Origin of the sequence: Flavobacterium sp. UBA7663, from assembly GCF_002483315.1 — a bacterium.
GTDB lineage: Bacteria > Bacteroidota > Bacteroidia > Flavobacteriales > Flavobacteriaceae > Flavobacterium.
Window position 1 is genome coordinate 1 of record NZ_DLHR01000016.1, and the last position, 19,975, is coordinate 19,975.

Consider the following 19,975-nt stretch of genomic DNA (forward strand, 5'->3'; position numbering starts at 1 on the left):
TGGTGCAACGCCACTGAGAGCAAGGCTCATAACGTTAGCCGTCAGTTTAAAACCGAACCGTAAATTAGACTTTATTATCAAATGGAATTTCAAAGCTTAGATGAATATTATGATTACCTTGAAAAAGATACAAATTTTCAGTATTTAGATTTAAACACATATAAATATATCACTGCTTTACGAGATAAAACAGAAGATGATAACACAAAAAAGTTATGTTCTTATGAATTGTTTTTTGCAGACTTTTCAATAGAAAACGGTTTACACGTTCCAAAATTTCAAATCGGTGATAACGCTTATCCTTCATTGGAATTATTTGACGATAATTTTGAGTACATTAAAACAAGGGCAAATAAAGCACAAAACCAAAAATACAAAGCAAAATATAATCATTTACTCTGGTTAAGCCCACAAAAACACATTGAATTTGCGAAAAATGCAATTGAAAGTTATTTACTGCTGTTGCAAAATTCTTCGTTTTCAGTAGATGATAATCTACAATGCTATTCTTTTGGTAAGTATTATAAAAACCTCTTTGTTCTAAGCCAAAAAGTAAACTACAAAAAAGATGAAATTATCTCATATTTTGTTTCGCTATTAGAAAGTGAAAAGCTAAATGATTTTACCAAATATTCCTTAATGGAATTTGTTGTTGAAAATGGGAAAAATATTGATGCTTCTGTAAAACAAACATTCTTTGATTATTCAAAAAACAGGATTAGCAACTTGACAGATAGAGAATTAGAAAGTTATCTAAATCTTCTTGTTCTTTTAAGTCAGAAACTCAACATCTCGACTAGTGAATTTCACGAAAAATTGGGCGATTATCATATTTCCCAACTTGAAAATGAAAAAAACAAAGGTTTTATAGCTCATCATTATTATACAAACGCGTTAGAAGAATATAAGAAAGCGAATATTAAAGAAAAAAATGAGCAGACAGCCGTTTTATTAGAGCAAGCGAAAAAGACAATTGACCTTAAAAAAGTTTCATTTGAACTTAAAGACGAAAAAATAAATGAAGCCTTAAATCAATGGTGGGATTTTACAAAGAAAAAAATTGACTATGTAATTGAAAATGGAAATGATAAAGAAATATATCAGTATCTAATTTTGGAGCAATTGTTTCCTAAAGCTGATGTTTTAAAAGAAGAGATTAGACCTATTATGCTCGATTTAGTTTCTACAATGACCTTTGACATCAATAAAAATATCAGCAAAAGTAAAACAGGTGGTATCAACCCCTATTATATTCATATAAATAATTTTTCTATTAATCATATTGGGCTTGTTGCTTCAAAAGGTTTTAAAAGCGGTAAATTTTCTTTTGAAAGTTTAATAAACTACTTCAAGAATGACTCTTGGTACGGACAAGATTTTACTTATTTGGATACAAATAACGAAACACAAGGATTTAATTGGATTGAATTACTTACTCCAGCATTACAAAGCTTCTTTGTTCAAACAGAAATTGATTTAAAAACAAATAGTCATAATCCACAAGGCTACATTTTAGCATTAGACAATTTAGTGCTGAAATTTGAAGGTTTACTGCGTGAGTTCTCAAGAATGATTGGTGCTCAGACAATAGAAATTAAAGACAACGGGACAGAAGAAAGGATTGGTTTCGACAAATTATTGGATAATGAAAAGCTAAAGGTATTGATTCCTGAAGACGATATTGCCTTTTTTAAATATCTGTTTACATCAAACGGAATGAATTTAAGAAACAATGTTGCTCATTGCTTTTTTACGACTAAAAATTATTCATCAGCGGTTATGCTTTTGCTCATTGTGGCATTATTAAGACTTGGTAATTATAAACTTGAAACTAAAACAAATGAATCATAAAATAGAAAAGTCTACGCTTACGACCGACAAACCAGCGGACAAAAAGAACACCGAACGGCTAACAGCCGCTTTGCAAAAGCGGGGGTTTCGTGCTTCTATGAAAGTGAAGTGCTAAATTCAAGCTTTGTGCATCTAATGAAGTTTAGTGTTGAAAATCCCCGCCTTCGCAAAGCGGCAAAACGTAAGCAATTTTAGAAAAACTATGAACCGTAAATTTATTATTGAACTTTTTGACGAAACAGAAGTTAAAGCATTACCTATTCATTATAAAACTTTGGAATACTTTGAGGGTTTTGTAATCGAAAATGTAATCAAGAAATTTAAAATAATTGAAAATAGTAAATGGACCCATAGTTTCGGAATATTTTTTGACTCTTGTGATTATAAAAATATACCTGAACACATAAAAAGTTTTGACGGAATTGAAAAAAGTTTAGTAATTCTTCCGCCACATACATTTTCAAAAGAAGCTATTAAAGGTTATAATGTTCAATTTTTTGCTTCAAAAATAAAAGATAACCCAAATGGTGAATTTATTGGATTTTGTGAAATGATGTTAGACTTTATAGAAACATTTTTTGTTCTTAATTATAAAAAAATAAGCGAATTAGATTTCAAAGAAATTCGAAAAAATGTTGACTGGGAATATCTTAAATCTATTAAATATCCAGCTGATTTGAAAGACCAACATTTCGTAGGAAGATAAAAACTGCTTACAACAGCGGTTTGCTTCAATGGCTACTTCCAGATTTTCCTACGGAAAATCCGCTGCTGAATGGAATGTTTTGTTATATTCGTAATGGTTTGGTGTTGGTGCAATGCCACTGAGAGCAAGCCGCGAAACGTTAAAATTCAAACTAAAAAGCTGTTTATGGCTACTCGCCATTTTTAAAGTATAACAAAAAAAGCCAAAACTTACATTCTGGCTTTTTTGCTTTTAAACTACTTTCTTATTCTAACACAAAAGAAACGGATACATTTGAAATAATCTCAATTTCTCCAATAGCTAAAGTTTCTTGTGGCATTGCGCTTCCGTCAGCCATTGCCATAGTTTTCATTTCGGGATACACTGGTCGTGGGTAATTTGTGAACGAGTTGTCTGAAATTACTAACGCCTTCCCTACTTTTTGCCCTGCTAAAACTGAAACGTAATCTTCTGCTTTTTGTTTGGCATCTATCATCGCTTTCTTGCGCGCTTGGCTTTCGTATTCTTTAATTTTAGACGATTTGAATTCTACGCCTTGTATCGAATTGATGCCGCTATCTACCAAATCCATCATTAACTTATCGTATTTAGACAAATCTTTCAAATGAATTGAAATGGTTTGATTGGCTACGTAATTGTATTTTTTAGTGTTATAATCGTAGTTCTTATACAAATTCACACGTTGCGTTTGATAATCAGCCGTTGGAATACCACGTTGCTTGATTAACTTTAGTACTTTATCTACGATTTCATCGTTTTTCTTTTTTACTTCGGCTGCATCTTTTCCAGTGTTTTCTACGGCTACTGTAATTAAAGCTTCATCCGGTGTAACCTTAATTTTTCCTTCTCCCGAAACGCTAATTTGCGGAACTGTTTTTACTTCTTGTGCTTGTACCATACCTGCTGAGAATAATAGTATCATTACTAAATTTTTCATAATCTTAATATTTTAATTATTTATAGTTTTTCAAGTATTGTGCCAAAAAATCAAAAACTTAAAATTTTATAATTTATTCATCTTTTGTAAGAAAAATAAAACTATAATTGGGATCAACAAAGCTCCAACAGTTATAGGTTCTGTAGTGATTAATTGCGGATATTTTGTCAATGTAAAGGCATAACCTCCAATTGCGCCTCCAAAATGTGCTACATGACCAATATTATCTCTTTTAGCTTTCATTCCGTAAATAGAGAAAAGTAAATAGGTAAATCCGAATATATAGCCTGGAATTAATCCATACATACGAATGTTTGGTTCTAATAAAATGGCGCTGAAAATAATACCTGTAACGGCTCCAGAAGCACCAACAGCTCTATACGAATAATCATTTTTATGAAAATAGAACGTAAGTAAGTTTCCCGCAATCAAACTTCCTATATAAATGTACAAAAAATAAAGCGCACTCGTATTATAAATTACATAAGGTGCAAAAAAGTACAACGTAAACATATTAAAAAACAAATGCTGAAAATCGACATGTAAGAAACCCGAACTCAACATACGTAATTGTTCACCCGATTTGATACTACCAATATGAAATTCGTATTTTCTAAAAAAAGAAGTATCATTTATGGCTTTGTAACTCACAAGTGCATTAGCAGCTATCAAAATCAATAAAATAATGTTCATGAAATGTATTTTTTGTAAATTTAGGAATACTTTGTCAAATTTACTTCCAAGTAAAAAAGTATATTTGTAAAAAATTTCGCGAATGCAATTATTAGTTTACATACTTATCTATCCGATATTGTGGATAATATCTATACTACCCTTTCCTGTTTTCTATTTATTATCAGATTTTGTATACTTTTTAACCTATAACATTATTGGTTACCGAAAAAAAGTAGTTCGTGATAATATTAAATTGGCATTACCTCACTTATCTGATAAAGAACGACTTACTATTGAAAAGAAATTTTACAGTCACATGTGCGACATGTTTTTAGAGATGATTAAAACCATTTCAATATCTCAAAAAGAAATTGAAAAACGATTCACTTTTAGCAATATGGAGGTGTATTATGATTTGGAGAAAAAAAATAAAAGTATTGCCTTAATGTGTGCGCATTATGCAAGTTACGAATGGGTTGTTTCTATGAATTACCACATTCACTGCAAAGGATTTGGTATTTATAAAAAATTAGCGAATCCGTATTTTGATAAATTAGTCAAACGAATCCGTTCTAAATTTAAAGCGGAGTTAATTACTACTAAAGAAACGATTCCAACTATTTCAGACAATTACAACAACAATATCTTAAGTTTATACGGATTTGCAAGTGATCAATCGCCTAAACCTAGCTCGGCTTATCATTGGGCGCCTTTTATGGGACATGTTGTTCCTGTTCATACTGGAGCAGAAATGCTAGCCAAACGTTTTGATATGAATGTGATTTTTCTAAGAACTAAAAAAATAAAAAGAGGCTATTACCAAGCAAGCTTTGAAGTACTTTCAGAAGACGTAAAATCGGTTCCTAATTATGAAATTACTGATAAATTCTTGAAGTTAGTAGAAGAACAAATCTACGAAGCTCCCGAATTTTATTTGTGGACGCATAAAAGATGGAAACATACAAAAGAAAAAGCTCAGTAAAAACTGAGCTTTTTCTTTTTATAAATTGAACCAATTGTGAACCATTTCTTTGATTTCACCTTTGGCCTTTTTGTGAACGAATTCGTTGGTTTTCGGATTGTATTCGTAATCTGTTCCCCATTCTTTATGATTAGCCGCTAATGCTTTGATGTTTTCGCAAACAAATTCAATCTCTTCAGTTGTAGTCGTTGGGTGAATTGACATACGAATCCATCCTGGTTTTTGTATTAAATCACCTGAAGAAATTTTACAAACTAAATCATGTGAAGTTTCTTGATCCACATGCAATAAATAGTGTCCGTAAGTACCCGCACAACTGCAACCGCCACGCGTTTGAATTCCAAATTTATCGTTTAGTAATTTTACACCTAAATTGTAGTGTAAATCATCAATATAAAACGAAATAACTCCTAACCTATCTTGATGTTGATTCGCTAGAATATGTAAATTATCGATATTTCCAAGAGTTTCAAAAATGTAATCTACTAACTCATGCTCTCTATCTAAAATATTTTGAACGCCCATTTTTTCCTTCAACTGAATCGCCAAAGCGGTTTTCATTACTTGCAAGAAGCCTGGAGTTCCACCATCTTCTCTATCTTCGATATTATCGATGTATTTGTGTTCGCCCCAAGGGTTTGTCCAACTTACAGTTCCACCACCTGGACAGTCTGGAACGTTATTTTTGTATAAATTTTTATTGAAAATCAAAACTCCTGAAGTTCCAGGACCTCCTAAAAATTTATGAGGCGAAAAGAAAATCGCATCCAAATAACTTTCTGCATCTTCTGGATGCATATTAATATTCACATACGGACCTGAACAAGCGAAATCTACAAAGCAAACGCCGTTGTTTTGGTGCATTAACTTTGCTACTTCGTGATACGGAGTTCTAATTCCGGTAACGTTTGAACACGATGTAATTGAAGCAATTTTAAAACTTCTATCTTTATATTTTTCTAGTAAATTCTTTAATTCATTAACACACAACAATCCGTTTTCATCGGCTGGAATTACTACAACATCTGCAATCGTTTCTAACCAAGACGTTTGATTCGAATGGTGTTCCATATGCGAAATAAAAACGATTGGTTTTAATTCGTTTGGAATAGCCGTGAACTCCTTTAAGTTTTCTGGAATACGAAGTCCTAAAATACGTTGGAATTTATTTACTACTCCAGTCATTCCAGTTCCGTCGGTAATTAAAATATCCGAATCAGATGCGTTTACATGATGTTTGATAATATGGCGCGCTTCATGATACGCCATTGTCATTGCTGTTCCCGTAACTGAAGTTTCGGTATGTGTATTGGCTACAAAAGGACCAAAATCATTCATTAATTTCTCTTCAATTGGGCGATACAATCTTCCGCTGGCTGTCCAATCAGTATAAATGATTTTCTTTTCCCCAAAAGGCGATTGAAAACTTTGGTTGATTCCAATTATGTCCTTTCTGAACTCTTCAAAATAGCATTCTAATTGGGTTTTAGTTGTAGTAGTCGACATTGCGTTGTATTTTATTTATTCTTTCGTTTGTCTTTCGTATAAAACCGTTTCTACCGTTTCAAAATCGGTTGGTTTTCCTTCCGAAACAAAGTATTTTATTAAAACTTGACCCCATAAATCGCCACATGAAAATTCGGCAATAATCCATCTGTGATTTAAAACTTTAGAAGTATTAATTAAAAATGGATTTCCATCAATTGGTTCATAAGGAACAAGCGGATTTCCATTTTTATTTGCATTCAAACTAATAAGATCTTCTTTTACTTTTATAGCAACTTTTTGATAATCTAAATTATTAGAGAAGAAATACTCTTGTGCATCTTCGTCACTTTCCAAGGAAAAATAATTCGCATTGGCTAAAGTAGCGACAGAATCTCTCGAAGTTTTTAAATTCGCTTTTACTTTTAGTACTTCTTTATCTTTTGCGTCTAATATTTTGGTAGAATTCACATATTGAAATACATTAAACAATAACGAGAAAATCAAAGCATATAAAATTACGTTCTTCATAAGTATTAAATATTAATTTCTAAATTATCATAAGCTACAAACACATTTTCTGGCAATTTATTTTGAATTTCTTCGTGAAAACCAAACAAATGACTAATGTGCGTTAAATAAGTTGTTTTTGGACGCACCAAAGATATGAAATGTAAAACTTCTTCTAAATTAAAATGTGTGTTATGTGGTTCTTCTCTTAAACAATTTACAACCAAAACCTTACAGTCTTTTATTTTTTCAATCTCGGAAGCTTCCATTGTTTTTACATCTGTTAAATACACAAAATCTTGAATTCGATATCCAAAAACTTGTAACGAACCATGATAAGCATTCACAGGAATAACAACTTCATTATTTACGGTAAATGGCTGGTCAATAATCACTTCATTTTCAGAAACTGAAGGCGCTCCTGGATATTTATTTTCGGTTTGAAAAATATAATCAAATCGTCGTTCTAAATTTTTTAATACGCGTTCATGCGCATAAATAGCAATTGCACCTTGTTTAAAAAAGAACGGACGAATATCGTCTAAACCCGCAGTATGATCGGCATGTTCATGAGTAAATAACAACCCATCAATTTTAGGACATTTCGAATTTAGCATTTGTTGTCTAAAATCGGGACCACAATCAATAACAATAGAAGCGTCTTCGGTTTCAATCCAAACCGAGACACGTAATCTGTTGTCTTTTTTATCTGTACTCAAGCAAACCGAGTGATGACTTCCAATTACTGGAATTCCTTGAGATGTTCCTGTTCCTAAAAAATAAATTTTCAAAGCCTTATCTTTTGCACAAAAATAACAATAATTATGGTAGTTTTTATAAAATGATTAACTTTGCCATTGGAGACTATTTTTTTTCCAAGTACCCCAAAATTTATTTTAATGAAAAGCATGGTTACAGATATTAAAGTTCGTGGAGACAGAGAGATAGAGCAAATCCCTTCCATAAAAGATAAAGCATTAAGAATTAATCTTAATGAAAACATCTATGGAACGTTTGCTGAGATTGGAGCAGGACAAGAAACAGTACGTAACTTTTTTAGAGCTGGCGCCTCGTCTGGTACGATTGCAAAAGCAATGTCGGCATACGATAAAGACTTTAGTGACGCTATTTATGGTGTTGAAGAAGATGGACGTTATGTTACTGAAAGTCGCTTGAAAAAGATGTTGTCGCATGAAATTAATTTGGTGGAACAACGTTTAAGTAGAGATAAACATCCGAATAAATTATTCTTTAGTTATGCCAATACCGTAGCAACTATTGATTTTGCTAAACAATTTAAAGGGCATGGTTGGGTTGGAATTGTGTATCAAGTAGAACCAGATGAAGATTATAATGAAATTATTCTTCACATCCGTTTTAAAGAAAATGATGCCAAATTACAGCAAGAAACACTTGGAACCTTAGGTGTAAATTTAATTTATGGTGCCTTTTATAAATACAACGATCCTAAAAAATTACTTCGCTATTTATACGATCATTTAGATAAAGACCAATTAGAAATTGATACTATTAACTTCTCTGGTCCTCGCTTTGCTAATGTAGACAATCGTTTGATGAGTTTACAATTGGTTAAAAACGGAATGACTGATGCCGTAATGTTTGGTCCTGATGGAAAAAACATTCTTCCTGCAGCTGTTTTATACAAGAAAAATATCTTAGCCTTAAGAGGAAGTTTTAGACCGGTTACTAAAGTAAATATGGACATGTATGAAGAATCATATAACATGTTCATTAAAGAAAATAAAGTAGCAGAAGACAATACCTTTGTGGTTTTTGAAATAACACTTTCCAACTTAAAAGCAGAAGGCGAAATTGACGAACGCGATTTCCTTGACAGAGCGGAATTACTTTGTAAACTTGGTAAAAATGTGATGATTTCGAACTTCCAAGAGTATTTCAAAGTAGTAGAGTATTTCTCTAATTATTCTAAAGCTCGTATGGGATTAGCTATGGGAGTAAATAACTTAATTGAAATTTTCGACGAGAAATACTACCGCCATTTATCGGGTGGAATTTTAGAAGCGTTTGGAAAATTATTCTATCGCGACTTAAAAGTGTATTTATATCCAATGAAAGATGAAAACGGAAACGTAATCACTTCCGAAAACTTAAAAGTACACCCAAGAATGAAAGAATTGTACAAATTCTTTAAATTCAATGGAAAAGTAATCGATATAAAAGATTACGATGAAAAGAACTTGGATATTTTCTCAAGAAAAATTCTTAAAATGATTTGCAAAGGCGAAACAGGTTGGGAAGAAATGCTTCCAGAAGGAACCGCAGAAATCATCAAGAAAGAAAAACTTTTTTCATACGCTTGTGAAGTTGACTTTAAAGAAGTAGAGAAAATTGAATAATATAGAAAATCACTCCTAAAAAGAGTGATTTTTCATTTAACGCTATTATTTTTGCAAAAACAAATCTCATGAACATTCGTCTTTTAACTATTGGGAAAACCGACAATAAATCGTTACAAACCTTAATTGATGATTACACTAAGCGTTTGTCGTTTTACGTGAAATTTGATTTGGAAATCATTCCCGATATCAAAAACGTAAAGAACTTATCGGAAGCCCAACAAAAAGAAAAAGAAGGCGAATTGATTTTATCCAAAATCACACCAACCGACCATTTAATTTTATTGGACGAAAACGGAAAAACATTCAGCAGTGTTGGTTTCTCCGACTTCTTACAAAAGAAAATGAATGCTGGAACTAAAACCTTAGTATTCGTAATCGGTGGCCCGTATGGATTTAGTGAAACCGTTTACCAAAAAGCGCAAGGCAAAGTTTCATTATCAGAAATGACGTTTTCTCACCAAATGGTGCGACTTTTTGTAATTGAACAAATTTATAGAGGATTTACGATTTTAAGGAATGAGCCGTATCATCATCAGTAGAGAGTTGGGAGATGGAAGTTGGGAGTTGGGAGTTTTTTAAGTAATTAATTTTGCCAAGAAAATTTTTTTTCTGAATTAGATATAACTTCTCTTATCGAAGTAGTATCAACAATTCTCCAATGTGCTGTATATGTTCCCGCACCATCAGAAAAGAAACCGTATAAAATATATTGATTTCCTTCTTTTAGTATTTTAAATTGATGTTTTGATAATTCACCACTGAAATTTGGGTTAAACATTGATGAGACATCCAAAACAATCTTATTTTTTCCAATTTCAAAAACCAAATTGGTCAATTGATTTTTAGGTTTATCAACAGGAATATCTGAGCCATACCAAATAGCATTATCAATTGCACAAATATATTGAACATCAAAATTGTTTTTACAAATTTTAATTTGATGTTCCTTTTCGTTAAAAGTTTTTATTGTCCAATGTAACTTGATGTTATTTTCAAATAAAATTTCACCCTTAGTAACTTGAGCAATTGAATTAAAATTTGATAATAAAATTAAAAGAAAAATGTACTTCATAAAACCTATTAACTCATTTTGAAAACTCCCAACTTCCTACTTTCTACTCCCAACTTAAAGCTTACACCCACATTCCGGCAACTTTTTCTCATCGTACACGAACTCAAAAGAAGACAATTGAATTTCGTTATTCGTTGCTTTCCAAGCCAATATTTTATTTTGAATGTATTGATCATACGTTAAGCGATTATCAAAATTTAAATGCAACATCGTGATTTTCCCATCGCTTGTGAAATCAGCGAATTCTTTGATGAAATCGATAAATTCTTCACGAGAAATATCATTTCCGTCAACGGTAATTTTATTGTCTTTGTTAAAGTTTACTGTGAAATTGTGGTAGTTTCTATAATGTTCGGCGTGTTTTTTAATGAAAAACTTAGAAAAATGCTTGCTATACTTGAACTCTACGTCCGTAAAAGGAAAAAAAGCTAAATTCTTAGCCACACTATCCGAATACGTAAAAACATTCATGGTTCCAGTTTTGGAGTGCGAACTGCTTTTCTTTTTGTCTTGCAATTGCATTACTTCAGGAATGACTAATTTCAACGGCAAACGCTTGTCGATATTGAAAACCCAATTGGTTGAAGAAATCGAGTTCTTACGATTCACTTCCACAATTGTGTCTAATTTTTCTTTATTATCTTGATTTTCTTCGGTTTTAAAAAACATATAAATGGGTGAATGATCGGTCATTTCTTTCATAACCGAAACACTTTCTTGTGGTAATAAAACTTCTTCTTTATTACAAGAAAACAAGCCCATCAAGGCAACAATAGCAACTAATTTCTTCATTATCTATTTTAATTTACTGACTAATTTTATACATTCTACAGCATCTTTTACATCATGCACTCGGAGAATTTTAGCTCCTTTTTGCAACGCAATCGTATTTAAAACCGAAGTCCCGTTCAAAGCTTCTTGTGGTGTTTTTTCCAAAACTTTATAAATCATCGATTTTCTTGAAATTCCGACTAATATTGGCAATTCTAAAAGCGAAAACAACTCCATTTTATGCAATACTTCGTAATTCTGTTCCAATGTTTTGGCAAAACCAAATCCAGGGTCAATGATAATATCCGAAATTCCGAAACTTCTCGCCTTTTGAATTCGCTCCGAAAAATAGAATATCATTTCCTTTACAATGTCGTTGTAATCGGTTAGACTTTGCATTGTTTGAGGATTTCCACGCACATGCATCATGATATACGGTACTTTTAAATCGGCAACGGTTTCCAACATTTTATCATCTAACAAACCTGCTGAAATATCATTCACTATTGCTACTCCATTTTCTACTGAAGCTTTAGCAACATTAGCTCTAAACGTGTCAACCGATAAAATAATCGTAGGAAATGTTTCAACCAATTCTTTAATAATGTGAACCAAACGCTTTATTTCTTCTTCTTCCGAAACAAATTCGGCACTTGGCTTACTCGAATACGCACCAATATCAATAAAATCAGCACCTTCCGACAGCATTTTATCTACTTGATGAATAATCGAATTGATTTCTTTGTGCTTACCACCATCGTAAAACGAATTGGGTGTCACATTCAAAATCCCCATTACTTTTGGAGTTGATAAATCGATTAAATTTCCGTTGCAATTGATATTCATCTTAATTTTGATTTCTTTTCACTTTTGACTTTTCCTTTTTGACTTAATTCATTACTTTTGAAAATTCTCACACAAATATACAGCAAATAATGTCGAATACTTCTCAACAATATGATAAAGTTATAGCGGTTTGTCGCGATTTATTTTCCAAAAAAGCGCACGATTACGGCACTGCATGGCGTATTTTACGTTTGCCATCCCTAACCGATCAAATTTTCATTAAAGCACAAAGAATTCGTAGTCTACAAGAAAACGAAGTGCGTAAAGTGGACGAAGGTGAAGCATCAGAATTCATCGGAATTATCAATTATTGTGCGATGGCTTTGATTCAAATGGAAAAAGGAGTTGCCAATCAACCTGATATGTCAGCTGATGAAGCTGTGCGATTATATGACGAAAAAATAGCAGAAACGAAAGCTTTAATGGAAAACAAAAACCATGATTACGGCGAAGCTTGGCGCGATATGCGAATCAGTTCTTTAACCGATTTAATCATTCAAAAATTACTTCGCGTAAAGCAAATCGAAGACAACAAAGGAAAAACTTTAGTTTCGGAAGGAATTGACGCAAATTACCAAGATATGATAAACTATTCCGTTTTCGCTTTGATTTTAATGGAAAATAAATAACAAGTCGTTAACACGTTACCTTTTTAGTAAGTTGTATTTTTATCAAAAATCAAAAAACGTATGAAGAAAGAAAACTTAAGTTGGATTTTACGCCTTATCATTTCAGTTTTATTTATACTTTCAGCTGTAGCCAAATTATATCCATCGCCTTATTTTGCAATTTCTACTTTTGAAGTAAAACAATTGTATCCATTAGGATTTTCAGAAGGTTTTGCTCCATATTTCTCAAGAATTTTAATCGGAATTGAATTCGCATTAGGAATTGCTATTTTGCTAAAAGATTACTTGAAAAAAATCACGATTCCGGCTACGATTTTATTGTTAGCGGTATTTACGATTCATTTAAGTTACACCACTTTTGTAAGTGGAAATGCAGGAAACTGTGGTTGTTTTGGCGAGTTAATCCCAATGACGCCAGTTGAAGCCATCATAAAGAATATCATTGCCATTGGATTATTAGTTTGGTTATTCAAATTACTTCCTGCTGATGGAAAATCGAACTTTTGGTTATTGAAATCCGTTGGATTGGGTTGTATTTTAGCTCTTTTTATGTTGGCACCAATTCGACCAGTTGAAAAAGTTGTGGAAGAACCAACTTCTGAAATCCAAGAAAATTTGGGTGTAATCGTGGATTCTACTTCTTTGTTAACCAATGAAGAACCAACAGTCACAATTGCAAAAGATACCATTAAAAAAGTTGAGGAAAAGAAAACCGAAGACGCTCCTAAAAAAGTAAAATCGGGATACGAGAAATATTTTGCTGGTATTGATACCGATAAAAAAATTCTGTGCTACTTTGTTCCGGGTTGCGACCATTGTATGGATACCGCAAAAGAATTGAATGAAATGCGTAAAAAAGACAAGAACTTCCCTCCTGTTTATGTGATTTTCATGGACGAGGAACCGGAGAAAATTCCAACATTCTTTGAATTTGCAGGAACGAAATTCCCATATAAAATGATTGATGTAATTCCGTTTTGGACTGAATTAGGTTCAGGAAGAGATACGCCAGGAGTAAAATATTTATGGAATGGTAACGAATTCAAATACTACGATGGAATTAATGAAAATAAATTCAATGGAGCTGAGTTCAAAAAACTGATTAAAAAACCCTATTCGGAATTAAAAAAATAAACTATGAAAAAATTATTCGTTTTAGCTACTATGCTAATCAGCACTTTAGGATGTGCTCAAAAAGAAGAAACTACCTTTAAAAATGAAAGTCTTAATTATGTTTTAAAAACAACTGAAGATAAACCAATTTCATTTCAAGAAATAGTAAAAAAACATGAAGGAAAGACTATATTTATAGAACTTTGGGCTTCATGGTGTTCGGATTGTATCAAAGCAATGCCAGAAGTAAAAAAATTAAACCAAACTTATGGTAAAGACGTTGTTTTTGTAAACTTATCATTTGACAAAACATCTGAAAAATGGATTCAAGGAATCGAAAAATATGAAGTAGAAGGTGAAAATTATTTCATAGGTGATAACATGAAAGGAACATTCGGAAAATCATTAGATGTAGATTGGATTCCAAGATATTTAATTGTAGACAAAACCGGTAAAATTGTTTTATACAGAGCCATAGAAAAAGATTTTGAAAAAATAAAAGAGGTATTAAACAAGGTTAAATAAATCGTCGAATCTTCGCAAACCTTTGCGTAAATTTATTACAAAGAGGTGACCAAAAAATACTAATTAAACAAACAAATTAGTACTTTTGAAATTAATAAAAATGAAATTTCAATGAGAAAGAATATCGTAGCCGGAAACTGGAAAATGCATAAAAACCAACAGGAAACTATTGCATTAATCGAAGAAATTATCGCTAAAAAGCCAAATACTTCAACTGAAATTATTGTAGCTCCAACGTTTGTCAACTTAGCTAAAGCAGTTGAAATTACGAATGGAAAAGGAATTACTGTAACAGCACAAAACATGCACCAAGCAGAAGGTGGCGCTTTTACAGGTGAAATTGCAGCTGGAATGTTAACTGATATTGGATTAAACACCGTAATCTTAGGTCATAGCGAAAGACGTGCTTATTTTCATGAAACAGATGCTTTGTTAGCTAGTAAAGTAGATACAGCTTTAAAACATGAAATGCGTGTTATTTTTTGTTTTGGTGAAGAGTTAAAAGATCGCCAAAATGACAATCATTTTAATGTGGTAGAATACCAATTACGTGATGGTTTGTTTCATTTAGAAAAGAAAGATTGGGCAAATATTGTATTGGCTTACGAACCTGTTTGGGCGATTGGAACAGGCGAAACCGCTTCTCCAGAACAAGCACAAGAAATGCACAAATTCATCAGAACGTTAGTAGAAAAAGTATACGGTTTTGATATAGCAAACAACTTAACCATTTTATATGGTGGAAGTGTAAAACCAGATAACGCCAAAGAAATTTTCTCAAAACCTGATGTAGATGGCGGTTTAATTGGAGGTGCCGCTTTAAAAGCAGATGACTTTTTGGCTATTGTGAATGGTTTTTAATCTAAGTATTATATGCATCCAAATAATCCGTCTTTAAAAACATTATCGATTATACATTTGGCTTTATGTTCAGGTGTCTTTATTTTTGGTTTTATTATGTTTTCAAAAACAAATTCAACTGAAATTATTTTAGATGACAGCAATGATACTTTCAAATATATAATTCCAAGCGTTGCAATTATCGCATTTTTTTTAAGTAACTTTTTATTTAAAAGTCAACTAAATTCCATTTCAGAAAATGCAGAATTAAAAGAAAAACTGGTAAAATATCAATCGGCTTCAATTGTGAAATATGCCATTCTTGAAGGTACAGCGCTTTTTTCAATAGTAATCTACAACTTAACCAGCAACTTTTTATATCTATTAATTGCCTCTGGTATGCTTTTATATTTAATATTACAAAGACCTACTTTATCTAAAATAATTTCAGATTTAGATTTGAAAGGCAATGAAAAACAAGATTTTGAAAAGCAATAAACAAACAAAAGCTCCGATACTACTCGGAGTTTTTTATTAAATTTGATTTAAACATTTTATCTATGAATCAAGAAGTGGAAGCTTACAACAACTCGCAATCAACACAAGACCAATTGATTTGTAATTTACTAGCTAAAAAAATCAACTTGCATTTACCCGAAGCCGAAAATAAAATTTGGCATGCACATCCTGTTTGGTTTTTAGATGGAAATCCAATTGTGGGGTACAGCAAACAAAAACCAGGCATAAGACTGATGTTTTGGAGTGGAAAATCGTTTGAAGAGGATAAACTAAATGTATTGGGTGTTAAATTTCAAGACGCTTCTATATTTTATAATTCGATTAATGAAATCAATACTAAAGATTTAGAAAATTGGCTTCAAAAAGCTAAAGAAATTCAGTGGGATTATAAAAACATCGTAAAACGAAAAGGAGTTTTAGAGCGATTGCAATAAAAAAACGGAAACAACTAAGTCATTTCCGTTTAAAATTTAATCTTTAATTTAATTAGTCTTTAACGTACACAACAATTGCGCCGTCAGCACCTTTTAATTTTAATTCTGTAAGAGACAAATTCATGATGTCTTTAGTAGTGCTTACTCCATCAACAACTGTGGTTAAATTGTTATGTGATCTTGAGTAAATTCCTTCTTTTGTATATATAGCACAAGGAGCAAGTGTTGAATCATAATCTCCTTCCTCTAATGTATTATCGGCATTAAGATCTAAATAATCTTTATCACAACCGCTTTCATTTTGAGGAGCATCTACCAAAACTTCTTGCCCATTAACCGTAGTACCCACTTGACTCACATTCCATTTTCCTGCCAAAGGTGCAAGTGTTTCGCCTTCATTATCGTCATTATTACAAGATGTTGACACTAATCCTAAACTTAATAATAAGGCGAATAATTTAATTCGATTTTTCATTTTGATATATTTTATTGTTAGATGTAAATTTAGTTCCCACACTATCCATTTATGTTACACATATAAATATTTAATTTACATGATTACATGATAACGAACTGATTTACAAGCTAAAAAAATAAAGCATATCTAAAAAATAGAAGCATAAAAAAACTCCGATTTTCATCGGAGTTCTTATTCTTATTGATTCATCGAAATTAAAAATTCTTCGTTGTTTCGGGTTTTCTTAAATCGGTCATGAATGAAATCCATAGCTTCTACTGGGTTCATATCGGCTAAATATTTACGCATAATCCACATTCTTTGAATGGTATTTTCGTCCAATAACAAGTCATCACGACGCGTACTTGAAGAAACCAAGTCGATAGCAGGAAAAATACGTTTGTTAGAAATTCTTCTATCCAATTGTAATTCCATATTACCAGTTCCTTTGAATTCCTCAAAAATAACTTCGTCCATTTTAGAACCTGTTTCTGTTAATGCGGTTGCGATGATACTTAACGAACCACCATTTTCAACATTACGAGCCGCTCCAAAGAAACGTTTTGGTTTTTGTAACGCATTGGCATCTACACCTCCGCTCAATACTTTTCCAGAAGCTGGTTGTACTGTGTTATAAGCTCTTGCTAAACGAGTAATCGAGTCCAATAAAATCACTACATCATGACCACATTCTACCAAACGTTTTGCCTTTTCTAATACGATATTAGCAATCTTAACGTGTTCTTGTGGCTCTCTGTCGAAAGTTGAAGCAATAACTTCACCACGTACACTACGTTGCATATCTGTTACCTCTTCAGGACGTTCGTCTATAAGTAAAACAATTAGATACACTTCAGGATGATTCGCTGCAATGGCATTCGCAACATCTTTCAACAACATGGTTTTACCCGTTTTTGGTTGAGCTACAATCATACCACGTTGCCCTTTTCCAATTGGCGAAAACAAATCGATAATACGCGTTGAAACTGTACTATTACGCTCTGCCAAGTTAAATTTTTCTGTTGGGAAAACTGGAGTTAAATGTTCGAATGAAATTCTATCACGAACGACTTGTGGGTCGTGACCGTTGATTTTTAATACTTTTACTAATGGAAAATACTTTTCACCTTCTTTCGGAGGACGCACTACACCTTTTACAGTATCACCCGTTTTTAATCCGAACAAACGGATTTGAGACGTTGATAAATAAATATCATCTGGAGATGCTAAGTAATTGTAATCTGACGAACGTAAAAATCCGTAACCATCAGGCATCATTTCTAATACACCTTCACTTTCAATAATTCCGTCGAACTCAAAATCGGGTTCTCTAAAATTTTGTTTTTTGTTTTGATGAGGATTTTTGTTGGTATTTCCGTTGTTCCCGTTGTTTCCATTATTACCTTCGGTAGGATTACTTTTTTTGTAATCAGGATGGTTGGGATTATTTTGATTTGCCTTATAATTAGGATTTTTAGGCAAATTTTTATCGTTTTGTGCAGTTTCAGTAGCAGTAGCTTCTATTATTGGCTTTTCAACTGTAGGAGTAGCATCGGTTGCAACTACTTTGTTTGGTAAAGGTTTTTTGTTTTTAAAATCTTTACGAGGTAACTTGTCATTTGGTTTTGGCGAAACCTCTTTGATTTCAGTAGCTTTGATTTCTTCAACTACTTTTTCTTCTACAATCGGAATAATTTCTTCTGGTAAGTCTTTCAAAGGTTTCGAAAACAAATCTTTTTTGATTTTTGGCGCTTGGTTAACTTCTTTTTTAGGAAGCATTCGCGCTCTTTTTTCTTTAGGTTGGTCTGCGGCTGCTTCTTTAGGTAATTCAGATTTAATTACTTCTGGTTTAGCTGCTTGTAGGTCTAAAATTTGATATACCAAATCATCTTTTTTAAGTGAACGGTATTTATTGATTTTAGCCACTTTTGCAATCTCTTGCAAATCAGAGAGTTTCATCTCCTTTAATACTTCAATATCAAACATGGATATAAGTTGAATAAAATTGTTGATTGAGTTAAAACAAAAAAAAGATAGATTTTTTTTTGAGGCGTAAGGTGTCGTAGAATGAAGTACTTACGACTAATACTATGCAATAGTACGAATAAATTTGGAAATAACAATAGTTTTAATTGAAAAGAAATACTATTTTTGCTTTACAAAAGTAGAGAACAATGTTACAAAGAATTCAAACGGTTTATATGGCAATCAGCGCAATAGCTATGGGTGCTTTGCCTTTTGTATTTTCCTTATGGACGACAACAGATAAAAAAGAGGTGTTTTTTACATCTTCATTATTATACATTGTGTTCTTTGTAGTATCGGCTTTATTAGCGGTTTTTAGTATTATCAATTTTAAAAAGAGACAACATCAATTTGTGTTAAACAGATTGAACATGATATTTAACTTTATTTTACTAGGATTTTTTGTGTATCGCTCGCTAAACTTATCCGGAGAAACTAATGTTTCAGAGAAGGGTATTGGGATGTTTCTTCCTGCAATTTCTATCGTTTTATTAGTCTTGGCCAACAAGGCAATAAAAAAGGACGAAGATCTCGTAAAATCTGTTGATCGATTACGATAAACCTATCATCTTAGTTTATTAGTGCGAAGAAAAAATCCGAAGCGAAAGTTTCGGATTTTTTTGTTTATTTAAACTAAAAACTGCGACTGAATACTGAACACTATTTTTTCCCTAGTTCAATCACCTCTAAACTCTGGATTTTATCTCCATCAATTTCAAATCGCAACATCGTTCGTACTTGATGAAAACCATATTTTCCACAAGCGCCTGGATTCATGTGTAGTAAATTCAATTTTTTATCGAATTGTACTTTTAGAATGTGCGAATGTCCACAAATGAATAGTTTCGGAGGATTTTTAGTGATTTCGGCTCGAATTGCTGGGTTGTATTTATCGGGATAACCGCCAATATGAGTAATCCAAACCTCAACACCTTCACAGAAAAAACGATTATTTAGTGGGAATTCCATTCGAGCTTTATCATCGTCGATATTTCCATAAACCCCTCGAAGCGGTTTTAGTTTTTTTATGGCATCAGTAACTGCTAAATCACCAATATCACCCGCATGCCAAACTTCATCGGCTTGGTTGACGTATTTCAAAATGGCATCATCAATGTGACTGTGCGTATCGGATAGCAAAAGAATTTTCTTCATAAGACAAAATTAAGTTTTTATTATCACAATTTGAAAGTAACTTTACTTTTGAATTTTGTAAA

23 protein-coding genes are annotated in these 19,975 nt (G+C 32.3%); 12 read left to right on the forward strand and 11 right to left on the reverse strand.

Annotated features, from left to right (window positions below):
* The first annotated feature begins 81 nt into the window (after nucleotides 1–81).
* Complete coding sequence (locus B2741_RS06375; protein ID WP_291136477.1) at nucleotides 82–1,851, forward strand: DUF4209 domain-containing protein; 1,770 nt, start codon at nucleotides 82–84, stop codon at nucleotides 1,849–1,851.
* A 202-nt stretch (nucleotides 1,852–2,053) separates the two neighbouring features.
* Nucleotides 2,054–2,557 (forward strand): hypothetical protein, encoded by a 504-nt coding sequence (locus tag B2741_RS06380; protein WP_291136480.1) that lies wholly within the window; start codon nucleotides 2,054–2,056, stop codon nucleotides 2,555–2,557.
* A 244-nt stretch (nucleotides 2,558–2,801) separates the two neighbouring features.
* Here the strand turns inward: B2741_RS06380 and B2741_RS06385 are convergent, their stop codons facing one another.
* Together B2741_RS06385 and B2741_RS06390 are read right to left on the reverse strand one after the other, a co-directional pair.
* Nucleotides 2,802–3,494 (reverse strand): SIMPL domain-containing protein, encoded by a 693-nt coding sequence (locus B2741_RS06385; RefSeq protein ID WP_291136483.1) that lies wholly within the window; start codon nucleotides 3,492–3,494, stop codon nucleotides 2,802–2,804.
* Nucleotides 3,495–3,560: 66 nt separating this feature from the next.
* Entirely contained in the window at nucleotides 3,561–4,187 is a 627-nt protein-coding gene (locus B2741_RS06390) for a rhomboid family intramembrane serine protease (protein ID WP_291136486.1), read from the reverse strand.
* 82 nt (nucleotides 4,188–4,269) lie between these two features.
* Between B2741_RS06390 and B2741_RS06395 the strand changes: the two genes are divergently transcribed.
* Nucleotides 4,270–5,151 carry a lysophospholipid acyltransferase family protein gene (locus B2741_RS06395; protein WP_291136489.1) on the forward strand — a complete coding sequence of 294 codons (882 nt, stop codon included), beginning with the start codon at nucleotides 4,270–4,272 and terminating at the stop codon, nucleotides 5,149–5,151.
* Nucleotides 5,152–5,169: 18 nt separating this feature from the next.
* Here the strand turns inward: B2741_RS06395 and B2741_RS06400 are convergent, their stop codons facing one another.
* The 3 genes from B2741_RS06400 to B2741_RS06410 are packed head-to-tail and all read right to left on the reverse strand — an operon-like array spanning nucleotide 5,170 to nucleotide 7,937.
* Complete coding sequence (locus B2741_RS06400; protein ID WP_291136492.1) at nucleotides 5,170–6,657, reverse strand: aminotransferase class V-fold PLP-dependent enzyme; 1,488 nt, start codon at nucleotides 6,655–6,657, stop codon at nucleotides 5,170–5,172.
* A 15-nt stretch (nucleotides 6,658–6,672) separates the two neighbouring features.
* Nucleotides 6,673–7,167 carry a hydrolase gene (locus B2741_RS06405; RefSeq protein ID WP_291136495.1) on the reverse strand — a complete coding sequence of 165 codons (495 nt, stop codon included), beginning with the start codon at nucleotides 7,165–7,167 and terminating at the stop codon, nucleotides 6,673–6,675.
* A 5-nt stretch (nucleotides 7,168–7,172) separates the two neighbouring features.
* Nucleotides 7,173–7,937: an MBL fold metallo-hydrolase gene (locus B2741_RS06410; RefSeq protein WP_291136497.1), complete on the reverse strand. Its 765-nt coding sequence runs from the start codon at nucleotides 7,935–7,937 to the stop codon at nucleotides 7,173–7,175.
* A 117-nt stretch (nucleotides 7,938–8,054) separates the two neighbouring features.
* Between B2741_RS06410 and B2741_RS06415 the strand changes: the two genes are divergently transcribed.
* Nucleotides 8,055–9,524: a TonB-dependent receptor gene (locus B2741_RS06415; RefSeq protein WP_291136896.1), complete on the forward strand. Its 1,470-nt coding sequence runs from the start codon at nucleotides 8,055–8,057 to the stop codon at nucleotides 9,522–9,524.
* 68 nt (nucleotides 9,525–9,592) lie between these two features.
* Nucleotides 9,593–10,066: a 23S rRNA (pseudouridine(1915)-N(3))-methyltransferase RlmH gene (rlmH, locus tag B2741_RS06420; protein ID WP_290820141.1), complete on the forward strand. Its 474-nt coding sequence runs from the start codon at nucleotides 9,593–9,595 to the stop codon at nucleotides 10,064–10,066.
* A 44-nt stretch (nucleotides 10,067–10,110) separates the two neighbouring features.
* Here rlmH and B2741_RS06425 read toward each other — a convergent pair whose 3' ends face one another.
* From B2741_RS06425 to folP, 3 genes are read right to left on the reverse strand one after another with little or no spacing between them, the layout of a single operon-like run.
* Nucleotides 10,111–10,599, reverse strand: a complete 489-nt coding sequence (locus tag B2741_RS06425; RefSeq protein WP_291136499.1) for a hypothetical protein — start codon at nucleotides 10,597–10,599, stop codon at nucleotides 10,111–10,113.
* A gap of 54 nt (nucleotides 10,600–10,653) precedes the next feature.
* A complete protein-coding gene (locus tag B2741_RS06430) occupies nucleotides 10,654–11,391 on the reverse strand; it encodes a hypothetical protein (RefSeq protein ID WP_291136502.1) in 738 nt (245 codons plus the stop codon).
* 3 nt (nucleotides 11,392–11,394) lie between these two features.
* Nucleotides 11,395–12,216 (reverse strand): dihydropteroate synthase, encoded by an 822-nt coding sequence (gene folP / locus B2741_RS06435; RefSeq protein ID WP_291136504.1) that lies wholly within the window; start codon nucleotides 12,214–12,216, stop codon nucleotides 11,395–11,397.
* Nucleotides 12,217–12,305: 89 nt separating this feature from the next.
* Between folP and B2741_RS06440 the strand changes: the two genes are divergently transcribed.
* From B2741_RS06440 to B2741_RS06465, 6 genes are all read left to right on the forward strand, one after another.
* Entirely contained in the window at nucleotides 12,306–12,845 is a 540-nt protein-coding gene (locus tag B2741_RS06440) for a DUF1599 domain-containing protein (RefSeq protein ID WP_291136507.1), read from the forward strand.
* A gap of 60 nt (nucleotides 12,846–12,905) precedes the next feature.
* Nucleotides 12,906–13,979, forward strand: a complete 1,074-nt coding sequence (locus B2741_RS06445; protein WP_291136510.1) for a MauE/DoxX family redox-associated membrane protein — start codon at nucleotides 12,906–12,908, stop codon at nucleotides 13,977–13,979.
* A gap of 3 nt (nucleotides 13,980–13,982) precedes the next feature.
* Nucleotides 13,983–14,483 (forward strand): TlpA family protein disulfide reductase, encoded by a 501-nt coding sequence (locus B2741_RS06450; protein WP_291136513.1) that lies wholly within the window; start codon nucleotides 13,983–13,985, stop codon nucleotides 14,481–14,483.
* 111 nt (nucleotides 14,484–14,594) lie between these two features.
* Complete coding sequence (gene tpiA / locus B2741_RS06455) at nucleotides 14,595–15,344, forward strand: triose-phosphate isomerase (RefSeq protein ID WP_291136516.1); 750 nt, start codon at nucleotides 14,595–14,597, stop codon at nucleotides 15,342–15,344.
* A gap of 12 nt (nucleotides 15,345–15,356) precedes the next feature.
* On the forward strand, nucleotides 15,357–15,821 hold the full coding sequence (locus B2741_RS06460) for an MFS transporter (RefSeq protein ID WP_291136519.1): 465 nt from the start codon (nucleotides 15,357–15,359) through the stop codon (nucleotides 15,819–15,821).
* 62 nt (nucleotides 15,822–15,883) lie between these two features.
* Nucleotides 15,884–16,276: a DUF1801 domain-containing protein gene (locus B2741_RS06465; RefSeq protein WP_291136522.1), complete on the forward strand. Its 393-nt coding sequence runs from the start codon at nucleotides 15,884–15,886 to the stop codon at nucleotides 16,274–16,276.
* A 52-nt stretch (nucleotides 16,277–16,328) separates the two neighbouring features.
* Here B2741_RS06465 and B2741_RS06470 read toward each other — a convergent pair whose 3' ends face one another.
* Both B2741_RS06470 and rho read right to left on the reverse strand, forming a co-directional pair.
* The gene (locus tag B2741_RS06470; protein WP_291136525.1) at nucleotides 16,329–16,751 is read right to left on the reverse strand and encodes a lipocalin family protein; all 423 of its coding nucleotides are present in this window, start codon (nucleotides 16,749–16,751) and stop codon (nucleotides 16,329–16,331) included.
* Between the two features lie 180 nt (nucleotides 16,752–16,931).
* Nucleotides 16,932–18,719: a transcription termination factor Rho gene (gene rho / locus B2741_RS06475; RefSeq protein WP_291136528.1), complete on the reverse strand. Its 1,788-nt coding sequence runs from the start codon at nucleotides 18,717–18,719 to the stop codon at nucleotides 16,932–16,934.
* Nucleotides 18,720–18,907: 188 nt separating this feature from the next.
* On the opposite strand from rho, the gene B2741_RS06480 reads away from it, so the two are divergent.
* On the forward strand, nucleotides 18,908–19,318 hold the full coding sequence (locus B2741_RS06480) for a DUF4293 domain-containing protein (RefSeq protein WP_133606368.1): 411 nt from the start codon (nucleotides 18,908–18,910) through the stop codon (nucleotides 19,316–19,318).
* Nucleotides 19,319–19,418: 100 nt separating this feature from the next.
* On the opposite strand, the gene B2741_RS06485 is transcribed toward B2741_RS06480, so the two are convergent.
* Nucleotides 19,419–19,913, reverse strand: a complete 495-nt coding sequence (locus B2741_RS06485) for a metallophosphoesterase family protein (RefSeq protein ID WP_153199447.1) — start codon at nucleotides 19,911–19,913, stop codon at nucleotides 19,419–19,421.
* Nucleotides 19,914–19,975 lie beyond the last annotated feature (62 nt).